Origin of the sequence: Novosphingobium aureum (genome assembly GCF_015865035.1) — a bacterium.
GTDB lineage: Bacteria > Pseudomonadota > Alphaproteobacteria > Sphingomonadales > Sphingomonadaceae > Novosphingobium > Novosphingobium aureum.
In genome coordinates this window covers 1-10279 of the sequence record NZ_JADZGI010000011.1, presented here as the reverse complement: position 1 = coordinate 10279, position 10279 = coordinate 1, and the positions used below count along the sequence as shown (strand labels likewise).

Sequence of the window (10279 nt, the reverse complement as noted above, 5' to 3'; positions counted from 1 at the left end):
GAGGCCTTTGCTGGCGATTTTCGCAAGGAGGGTTTGGGCTTCATCTTCGTTCCTTCGTCACTACGACGAAGCCCAAACCCTCCTTAAATCTCAACCCCTAATCTGTGCCATGGGCGCTGACGCCGGACAGCGATCTACGGATCGAAAGTTGGAGCGTAACATCAGGCCTTCGATTTCCCCTCATGTTCTGGAAAATCCGGCAATGTGAGAACGATGAATCCCCCAATTGCGCAGCCGATTGTACCCATGACCAGGAAAGGTCCATAGCCACCTGAATAATCATAGATCATTCCTGCAATAAGTGGTCCCAAACCAGCGGCGAGGGCCATCAGCGCCGACATGAAACTATATACAGCACCGAAGTTGCGCATCCCCGCATAGCCGGCCGTGAGGTAGCCTGTAATTTGGGTCTTGGTGCCTTGCGCATAGCCGTTGACCACCATCGCAATTATGATGAAAGGGTATGTTCTTACGCCGTCGAGAAGGAGCAGGAACACCAACGCTGCAATTCCTAGCGTGATGCCGCCGATCCAATTTGGTCTGAAACGATCGGTGAGGACGCCGGTGAGCACTTTGCCGATGATCGCGGAAATGCCTCCCAAAGCGACCAGCCATGCGGCGCTCGATCGGGACACGCCGGCCTCGGTCAAAATAGGGAAGAGATGCACCGATAATCCCATCGTCAGCAACATGACGATGAAGTTCGACAAGGCGACGCGCAGCAAGGCCGAGTGGCGCAGCGCTTGTTTGACCGTCAAGCCGGTGAGGGCACTGGCAATTGGTTCGCCTTCGGACCGTTTAGATCGTGCCAAAACGCGCGCATTGTCGTTCTGGTCGTGGAAGAACAGCGCGCAAAATAGCAGAGTAATGCCGCCCCAGCCCAAGCCGAGCCAGACGAAGGCAGCTCGCCAGCCGAGCTCAGTAATAAGCCAATTGCCGATCGGGGGAACGAGTGTTTGCGACACGGCCGTTCCACCTAGCGTCAACGCTAGGGCGAGACCTCTTGAAGTCGCAAAATTGCCTACTACCGCCGTTGTCCAACCCGTCGATTTGATGCTGACGGAGACCACGCCGAAGCACAGCCAAAGGCCGGTCCACATGGCCGCGGATCCATCTAGCAGCCCGAAGCAGGCAATCGCGGCCATCGTCAATGCGACACCGGGAAGCGCCAAGCGCCGTGTGCCACAGCGATCCACTAGCAGTCCGAAGAACGGACCAAGAAGGGCTTGACTAGCGGAAGCTATGGATGGGCCGGATGAGAGTAAAGTCCGGCTCCATCCAAATGCCTGCGACAGCGGTTCCATGAACAGACCTGTCGCAGACATCATAACTGAGAAGAACGAAAATCCGAGCGAGGAGGCTAGGACAAGCCGCCATCCTTTGCGCCATTCCTCCGCAGCCAAACCTGTGGCGGGTTCACGCAAAGCCTGTCCTCCAATTCTTAATTAGCATTGCGGTGGTATATCGGACTAGCTGTCGAGCTGCTGAAGTTCTGTCGAAATCCACATCCGTTCCCACAGGTTCTTGCCGCCGGTCTGCTGGTCCAGCAGCATTAGCGCTTCGCGCTTAGCGGCCCGTATGGCGCAGTCCTCCGGCGCGGCCGCGCTGGCTACGTCCAGGATGTGCAATGCTTCGAGCGGCTTGCCCTGTTGCACATACTCTTGCGCGCGACGGGCAAGGGGGCCAACGCCGCCGGCGAGGTCTGCCAGATCGTGAGCGACAGTTGAGGGCGGCACTCCGTAGAGGCCCGTTGTGCCGGAACTCGGATCGAACCAACCAGTATATTCATGCCAGATCGCTCGAACATTCCAGGCGACTTTGCCGTATTCTTCAGTGAGCTGAAGGTCATTCGGCGTTTGGATTTCACGCATCAACGTTCGCAGATCAGTACCTTCGTTCATCCCGGCGACCACCTGATCGTGAACCCACTGGACAGAGTCGATAATCCTGCTGGTCTCTCGCTGTATGCGCTCCTCCCCGCGAATGTCCTCATGCCCGGTAAGTATCTGCACCGGCCTGAGCGCACGAAGTTTCTGAACTGATGCGATAAACTCAGCGGCAGAACGTGGCTTGTCGCCTCGTACCGTATTGAGGTTGGGATGGTTGCCGAACAGAGGACCGAAGAGGTTGCCGACGATCGCAATGCGATCGTCTGGCAGCCAGACGATGACCGCTGAACGAGTCTCGCCGCCAGGCGTCCAGATAATCTCGAACCGGCGGTTGCCTAGCGTAAAGGCATGCCCTTCATCGCCGATCAACACGTCGGCGGCGACTTCGCGCGTTGGCACCATCTCCTCCGTGCGGCCAGTGATCGTACCGAAGAAGCGGCGCGATCCGCGGCGATAATGCGCGTTCAGCATCTGGTTGTAGGATCGCTCATCAGGATAGAACCGATGCGCGATAACGATGTTGTCCGGGGCCTTGAAGACTTCCAGGCCGCCATACTGGTTGGCATGGCTCTGGGTGAGGATGATCGTTGTTACTGGGTTGCTCGAGACCGCTGCGAACAGCTCCTTGGAGCGCCGCGCATCGGAAAGCGTACCGGCATTGATGATCACGTCGCCGTCGGGCGTGACGACGAGGTAGCTGTTACCGACACCGCGGCTTTCCCAGATGCCGGGGCCGCGTTTGATCGCCGAGGCCTGCCCTTCGCCTGAGCGGATCATCTGTGCCGTCCGCAACCCTTTGTCCGAAAGTGTTTCTGGGTCCGCCATGCTATTCTCCTGTTCTCATTCCGTGTATTCCAGCGCGAGAAGGACGCGGCTGCAACGGTGGACATGGGAGCCGCAGCATGAGTGACGTGATTGCGTCCAGCCGGCGATCAAGATGGCCTGATATCGCAACGCGGATGGGAGTCCTGGCTAGGTCGCTGGCGATCACCGGAACGATCGGCGGAAGGTCGCAGGACTTATACCTACGTCGCGGCGGAAAGCTGAAGTGAAGCTGGAGACGCTGGCGAAGCCGAGCCTTGGCGCCAGAACCTTGATGCTCTCCCCAGCGATAAGATCGGACTTCGCGCGTTCCATCCGAATTCGCGACAAGTAGCTGCCGATCGAGCACCCTTGGCTCACCCGGAAGGAGCGCGTCAGATGCCGCACCGAGATCCCGCACAACGAAGCAATGTCCTTCAAAGTAATGTTATGCATCTGGTCGTTCAAACGCTCCTCGACGAGGCGCATTTGCCACGGCGCCAATCCGCCGCTGCACATCTCGATAGTCGCTTGGCGCGAGCGATGGAGTTCAATCATGAGTTGCCCGGCTATGAGTTCGACCATCATATCGCCAGCGAACCCCGGATTGCGAAGCTCCACGGCGAGCCGCGTCATCAGCGATTTCACATTATCGTTTGTGACATCGAGCAGTGCGACAAGCTGATCGTCGGTCCAATTGTCGTCATCGGGGACCCAGCGGCTAGCGGCTTGCGGTCCAATGCGGCAGACCACCGAGGTTCCGCTCGCGGCTCCGCTGACGCCATATATTGGCTCACGGCCGCGCAGCGCCATGATCGAGCCGATCTTCTCCATGCGATGAGGCTGCCAGCGGTTCTGATAGCGCACGCGGGGATCTCCTATGCGGCCAGTGAGGCTCATGTCAATCCAGTAGCCTTTGCCGGTATGGATTCTGCTCCTGATCGGACTGCTCAGATGAAGTTTGCGCAGTTCGGCGGTCACAGATGCCACCGAAACGCTCGCCTCTATTGTCGAGAGATCCGCCGGATGCAGAGCGTCCTCGGTCCTGGCGCGCGAAGAGCGGAGTTGGGAACCATGATCTTCAATAGCGCAAAGCGGCGGGACGGATAGCGCCCGCTTAGTCTCGACTTTCGTCATACAGATCATGGCACAGCCTCTCGATCGTGGCCGCTCTACGGCGGGTTTCAATTGAGCTTAGCGGCGTGGAATGATATCCGTCCAATTCATCAGTGGAGCATTCATGATGAGCTTGGTGAATATCGACCTTCGCACCGCACGCCATATCACCGGGCTAGCTAGGCACTTGAACTTCACACGCGCGGCCCGTGAACTCGAACTCACGCAATCCGCGCTTTCTCGTAGTATCCAGCAAGCCGAAGCCCTGCTCGGTGTGAAGCTTTTCGATCGGGACAGAACAAAGGTTGAGCTTACCGCCATCGGGCGCATCGTTGCCGATGGTGCCAATGAGCTGCTGGAGCAGTCGCGATCTTTCGCAGATCTGCTAGGACGTCTCAAAGCGGGTTCGCAGACCAGCGTCCGGTTCGGGATGGCACGTACCGCGGCGGCGGCCCTGTTGCCGCAAGCGCTGCAAGCTGAACTCGAACTCGCTCCAGGTCTGCAACATCACATCGTCGTGCGTGGGTTCGACTACCTGCGCGACCTGCTGCTGTCTCGGGAGATCGAGTTCTTCGTGAGTGCTGAACATAGGACAGAGGGCAGCAACGCCAATGATGCACTTCAAGTCCATCCGATCGCCAACTTTCCGATCACACCCTTGGTGCGGTCTGGGCATCCACTGCTGGCGGCCAATACAGACAAGAAGCCGGATGAATTCCCGTGGATGATCGCGAGCACCGAGGCTCCCGCCACCACTGCGCAGGAGATGGGCTATCCGCAGCTTCGGCTCAAGCCGGAAATCTTGCTGGAGGACCTCGGGTGCGCGGCAAGGCTGACTGAAACCACAGATCTGATCTGGGTAACATCGACCTTCTCTGCCGCGCATGAGTTGCAAGCGGGCCGGTTACGTCAGCTAACGCCGACTTGGCAGCAATGCACACCTGCTCGACCTCCCTACAAGCTGATGATCTTTCAATTACATGGCTGCACGCTCTCGCCGGCAGCATTGCGGCTGAGCCGACGGTTGGCAGTTCTCGCTTCTCGCCTGCAAGAGACAATCTGACGGGAGGGGCCATTCAGTCGCTCCTCCGCGTTGTCTCCTGAGGTGGTTGCGGCTCGAACGCGAAACGACGGCCATCAGGCGACAACGATCCGTCTTGCGCGAACGGTCCGGTCGCGGTGTTAACGAGGTTCTGATCTGCCCTTTTAGAAACCTGGACCCAAGCATGGATTTAAACTTCCAAGAAATCGTCGATGCCGCGCGCGCAAAAACAGGCGGACTGCCTGATCCGGACAGCGATTCCTGGCGGGAAGGCCTGGAGATTCTTGTCGAGGATCACAATAAGGCTGGCCGGTTGACCGAACGCGGCTACCAGACCGTTCACGCCCGCTATGTCGGTTTGCTCGCCAATCGCATGGAGGTAGATGAGTTCATGCGCGTTCATCCCGAAGTGGCGCAAAGCGAAATAAAGCGCCCCGTCTTTATCCTTGGCCTGCCCCGCACCGGCACCACTATGCTAAGCTACCTGATGGAGGCAGATCCTGCGAACCGGACGCCTCTGCGCTGGGAGGCCGCGAACGTAGTTCCGCCTGCGGCGCCGGGGGCGCTTCGGACTGACCCGCGGTGCCTTGCAGCGCTGGACCAAGACGTGAATATTCTGAAGTTCGCTGGTAAAGTCGCCGCCGCGCACTTCGAGCCGGGCGATGGTCCCACCGAGTGCGTCCATGCGCTGGCACAGGATTTCCGTTCATTGATGCTGGCGGTGACCAATACCACGCCAGTCTACCACGACTGGCTGATGCTAACGGACATGAGCTCGGCCTTTGCCCACCGCAAACGCGTGTTGCAGATTCTGCAGACTACCAATCCAGGTCGCTGGGTGCTGAAAATGCCGTCCGATTCGTTGTTCATCCGGCAACTGTTCAAGACTTTTCCCGACGCACGCGTGATCTGGACCCACCGCGATCCTTTCAAGGTGTTCGGCTCTTCGATGCAGATGCGTGCCGGTGGGCGTCCTTTCAGTGAGATCGACGAAAACCGCGACTACATGCGACAGTACTTTCCGCTGCAACTCGGCCTGCACGCCGCGAGAGCACTGGAAGTCAGCAAGGAGCGGCCAGAAGACTTCTACCACTGCTACTACAAGGACTTGGTTCGCGACCCGCTTGCCGAGGTGCGGCGGATCTATGACTGGCTTGGAGATGAATGGACGCCTGAGAGCCAGTCGGCGATGGAAGGTTGGATGCGCAGCAATCCTCAGAACAAGCATGGCAAGCACGAATATTCACTGGAGGATTGGGGGTACACCAAGCATGATCTCGCGCCCTTTTTCTCCGACTATTTGCGTTCACATCCGGTGGCGGAGTAATCGACAATGAGTGATCTTTTTGATCTCACAGGGCGAGTGGTTCTGGCGGCCGGTGCCAACAGCGGCATCGGTCTTGGGTTCCTGATGGGTTGCGCCAAGCAGGGAGCGGATGTCGTGGTCTGGGGGCGCCGTGGTGACCGCAACGAGCAGGCACTGGACCAGCTGCGCGGTGCTGGAGCCGGACGGACCCACCAAGAAGTCGTCGATGTCGCCGACGAGGCTGCTGTCATTGCGGCTTTCAAGTCCACAGTCGAGACGATGGGCCGGGTCGACTGTCTGTTCGCGAACGCCGGCTACTCGCAAGCGGCGCCCTCATTCCCCGACATGACGAGCGAGATGTATCACGCGCTCATGGACGTGAACCTTCACGGCGCGTTCTACACCTTGCGAGAAGCGACCCGCCACATGCGTGATCGCGCCCAGTCGGGTGATCCTGGCGGCTCCATAGTGGTGTGCGGAAGCCTCTCCATCTTCCACGGTATCAAGGGGATGGAGCACTACGCCGGTGCGAAGGGTGCACTCGCGGCTATGGTCAAGGGTCTCGCGGTCGAGATGGGTGAATACGACGTCCGCGTGAACATGATCGCGCCTGGCTTCATTATGACTGAGATGACAAGCGGCAGCGACAAGGCACAGCAGATCATCGAGCGGTTCTCGGCGATTACCCCGCTGAAGCGGCCAGGATATCCAAGTGATATTGAAGGGCCGGGCGCATACCTAGCTTCGGATGCTTCCAAATTTCACACCGGAGACATCCTCGTCGTTGACGGCGGCAGAACGGTGAAATCGCTTTAAGGCCATCCGATCCGGTTGAAGGCACCCACGATGGAAAACGTAAGCCAACAATACAACTGTGGTTTCATTGGCCTTGGCAGCCAAGGTGCACCTATAGCGCGGCGAATGATCGATGCTGGGTTCTCCACGATGCTTTGGGCGCGGCGAAACGCATCTTTTGAGCCATACCGGGACACTTCGGCCCTTTTTGCGACGTCGCTGGAAGACGTCGGCGCACATTCGGATCATGTTGGGATTTGTGTCGTCACCGATGATGATGTGCGTGAGGTCTGTGAAATCCTCATTCCGGCCATGAAGAGCGGAGCGCGTCTTGCCATCCATTCGACCATCCATCCGGAAACCTGCCGGGAGATGGCAGGCTTGGCCGCGACGCGCGGAATAGGCTTGATCGATGCGCCAGTGAGTGGCGGCTCTCCGGCTGCAGAAGCTGGTACACTGACACTGATGCTCGGTGGTGATCCAGCTACGATTGCGCAGTCCATGCCCGTATTCAAGTCATTCGGCGGGTTGATCGTCAGTCTTGGAGAGGTGGGTGCTGGACAGCACGTGAAGCTTTTGAATAATTCGCTCCTGCTTGCGAACCTCGGACTTGTAGAGGCAGTCCTCAAGGGTGGTGACAGTCTTGGTGTGGATCGAGCAGCCTTGATAGATTTGCTCCTCAGCAGTAGCGGAAAGAGCTTCGCTCTACAGGTTCGTTCCAGAATGGCGGACCCGAGCAGCTTTCGCCATGGCGGAGCTCTTTTGCGCAAAGACTTGTGTTTGCTTGGTGCAGTCTTGGGCGAAAGCGATGAGACCGCCCGAATTCTGCGAGATGCCTCCGAGCTATTCGTAGGCGCTGCTAATTGAACAGAAGAGGCTGCGCCGTGACAACCATGCAAGGATATGGGTTTTCTCGGCGATCCGTTTCCACAATCGGGCCCGTGAACGACAATTTAGTCCAGATGCCGGAAAGACACCACCAAGGCTCGAACCTATGATTCCTCTTTGCAGCGCCCATACCGGCACAAGCCGAATGGACGCTCTTGAGGTATCGATAATAATAACAGGGGAGAGTTTGATGAACGTGACTTCAGTCCGAAGCCTGCGGTGTCGCCTTTTGACGGGTATCGCCATTGCCACTTTCTTGCCCAGTCCATCGCACGCGCAACAGGCTCCCGAGCGCCCTCAAGACGTTGAATCATCCGAACCCGGCACGAGCAAGGTGACCTGCCCCCCGGCAGTCCCTCGATCATAATGAGAGTCTTGGGGTTGAATATGACGGCCCGGACGCCTGCACAAGCGCGTCGGGCATGATGGTCTCGTCCTGCACGAAGGCTCGACGCGCTTGTGCAGGCGTCCGGTTTCCCAAAGATGAGTGGGGCCGGACATTGTTGTAGTCGTAGCGCCAGATCGCCAGCTTCCGACGGGCATCGGCCAGGCTGTCGAAGAGTTCCTCATTGAGCAGTTCATCGCGCAGCGAGCCGTTGAAGGACTCGATGAACCCGTTCTGCTGGGGCTTGCCCGGATCGATGTAATGCCATTCGACGCGGTTCATGCCCGCCCATTCCAGGATCGCCCGACTGGTAAATTCGGTGCCATTGTCGCTGACAATGCAAGCCGGTTTGCCATGGAGGCGCACCAGCGTGTCGAGTTCGCGGGCCACGCGAGCGCCCGAGATGCTGGTGTCCCCCACCAGGCACAGGTTCTCCCGACAGCAATCATCATTGATCGCCAAGATCCTGAACTTGCGTGAGGCGCCGAACGTGTCGGAGACAAAGTCCATCGACCAGCGCGCGCCTGGGACCAGCGGCACGGGCATCGGTGTGCGACTGCCACGCGCTCGTTTCCGGCCGCGACGGCGGCGAACCGACAATCCTTCCTCCCGGTACAGCCGGTAGAGCTTCTTGTGGTTCATGGTCATCCCTTGGCGTTCCAGCATGATGCCGATCCGGCGATAGCCAAAGCGACGGCGCTGGCCTGCGACCTCACGCATCGCAGTCCGGATGGCTCCGTGGTCCGGCGGGCGTTCGCGCCGGACCGTCTTGGGATCGACACCGATCAGGACGCAGGCCCGGCGCTGGGAAATCGGATAGAGCCCCAGCACCTTGAGCACAGCGTCGCGCCGCAAACCTGGTGTCGTCAGACTTTTCCCAACAGATCTTTGAGGATCACATTGTCGAGCATGAGTAGCCCCTAGTTTTCTAGACGCCTTCCGCTTTAAAAATCTGCTGCCGTTCGAACTCGACGGGCGACAGCATCCCGTTCCTGACCTGCTTGCGCACCGGGTTGTAGAACATCTCGACGTAATCGAACACGTCCTGCCGGGCTTCTTCGCGGGTTTTGTAGGTGCGGCGCCGGATGCGCTCACGCTTGAGCGAGGAGAAGAAGCTCTCGGCCACTGCGTTGTCATGGCAGTTGCCGCGCCGGCTCATCGAGTGCTCAAGATCGTGAGCCCGTATGAAGGCAGCCCAGTCCAGGCTTGTGAACTGCGAGCCCTGATCCGAGTGGATCAGGACCCGTTGCTTGGGTTTGCGCCGCCAAACCGCCATGTGCAGCGCCTGCAGCACTACATCTGTGGTCTGCCTGCTCTGCATCGACCAACCCACTACGCGGCGGGAGTAGAGGTCGATCACGACAGCCAGATAGGCGAAGCCTTCAAGGGTGCGATGTAGGTGATGTCCGTCACCCACGCCTGATCGGGGGCAGCGACGTCGAACTGGCGATCCAGCGTGTTATCGACCGCGAAGGATGGCTTGCCGCCATAGCTCCCCGGTCGACGCTTGTAGCCGATCTGCGCCTTGATACCCGCCAGCCTGGTCAACCGGGCAACACGGTTCGGGCAGCAGGTCTCACCCTGATCCAACAGATCATCGTGCAGTTTGCGGTAGCCATAAACCTTGCCGCTATCGTTCCAGGCCTGCCGGATCAACTCTGTCTGCCGAGCATCTTCCAAAGCCCGTAGGCTCAGCGGGCTCTTCTGCCAGGCATAGTAGCCGCTGGGCTGGATGCGCAGACACCGACACATCGACCGAACCCTGAACTGGTCACGATGCTCAGCAACAAACGCGTATCTCACTTTGCATCCCTAGCGAAATACGCGGTGGCTTTTTTTAGGATGTCGCGCTCCTCAGTCACCCGAGCCAGCTCGCGCTTCAGCTCGCGGATCTCGGCATCCTTGCTGGCATCGCCAGACACCAACTTTATCCGGCGTCAGCGCCCATGGCACAGATTAGGGGTTGAGATTTAAGGAGGGTTTGGGCTTCGTCGTAGTGACGAAGGAACGAAGATGAAGCCCAAACCCTCCTTGCGAAAATCGCCAGCAAAGGCCTC

Annotated in this window: 7 protein-coding genes and 2 pseudogenes; 4 read left to right on the top strand and 5 right to left on the bottom strand. The window is 58.8% G+C overall.

Annotated features, from left to right (window positions below; translation table 11 throughout):
• Positions 1–161 precede the first annotated feature (161 nt).
• From I5E68_RS19750 to I5E68_RS19740, 3 genes are all read right to left on the bottom strand, one after another.
• Positions 162–1403 (bottom strand): MFS transporter, encoded by a 1242-nt coding sequence (locus tag I5E68_RS19750; RefSeq protein WP_228727406.1) that lies wholly within the window; start codon positions 1401–1403, stop codon positions 162–164.
• 66 nt (positions 1404–1469) lie between these two features.
• On the bottom strand, positions 1470–2714 hold the full coding sequence (locus I5E68_RS19745) for an alkyl sulfatase dimerization domain-containing protein (protein WP_197167422.1): 1245 nt from the start codon (positions 2712–2714) through the stop codon (positions 1470–1472).
• A 162-nt stretch (positions 2715–2876) separates the two neighbouring features.
• Positions 2877–3836, bottom strand: coding sequence for a helix-turn-helix transcriptional regulator (locus I5E68_RS19740; protein ID WP_228727404.1), 960 nt, complete (start codon positions 3834–3836; stop codon positions 2877–2879).
• Between the two features lie 94 nt (positions 3837–3930).
• Here I5E68_RS19740 and I5E68_RS19735 point away from each other — a divergent pair, with 94 nt between their 5' ends.
• The 4 genes from I5E68_RS19735 (at position 3931) to I5E68_RS19720 (ending at position 7816) form a co-directional block, all read left to right on the top strand.
• On the top strand, positions 3931–4869 hold the full coding sequence (locus I5E68_RS19735) for a LysR family transcriptional regulator (RefSeq protein WP_197167419.1): 939 nt from the start codon (positions 3931–3933) through the stop codon (positions 4867–4869).
• A 163-nt stretch (positions 4870–5032) separates the two neighbouring features.
• The gene (locus I5E68_RS19730; RefSeq protein WP_197167418.1) at positions 5033–6175 is read left to right on the top strand and encodes a sulfotransferase family protein; all 1143 of its coding nucleotides are present in this window, start codon (positions 5033–5035) and stop codon (positions 6173–6175) included.
• 6 nt (positions 6176–6181) lie between these two features.
• On the top strand, positions 6182–6970 hold the full coding sequence (locus I5E68_RS19725; RefSeq protein WP_197167417.1) for an SDR family NAD(P)-dependent oxidoreductase: 789 nt from the start codon (positions 6182–6184) through the stop codon (positions 6968–6970).
• A gap of 30 nt (positions 6971–7000) precedes the next feature.
• Positions 7001–7816, top strand: coding sequence for an NAD(P)-dependent oxidoreductase (locus I5E68_RS19720; RefSeq protein WP_197167416.1), 816 nt, complete (start codon positions 7001–7003; stop codon positions 7814–7816).
• Positions 7817–8198: 382 nt separating this feature from the next.
• Here the strand turns inward: I5E68_RS19720 and I5E68_RS19715 are convergent.
• A pseudogene (locus tag I5E68_RS19715) lies at positions 8199–9133 on the bottom strand (IS3 family transposase); the annotation flags it as partial.
• A gap of 17 nt (positions 9134–9150) precedes the next feature.
• Positions 9151–10141 (bottom strand): annotated as a pseudogene (locus I5E68_RS19710) (IS3 family transposase); the annotation flags it as partial.
• Positions 10142–10279: the final 138 nt, after the last annotated feature.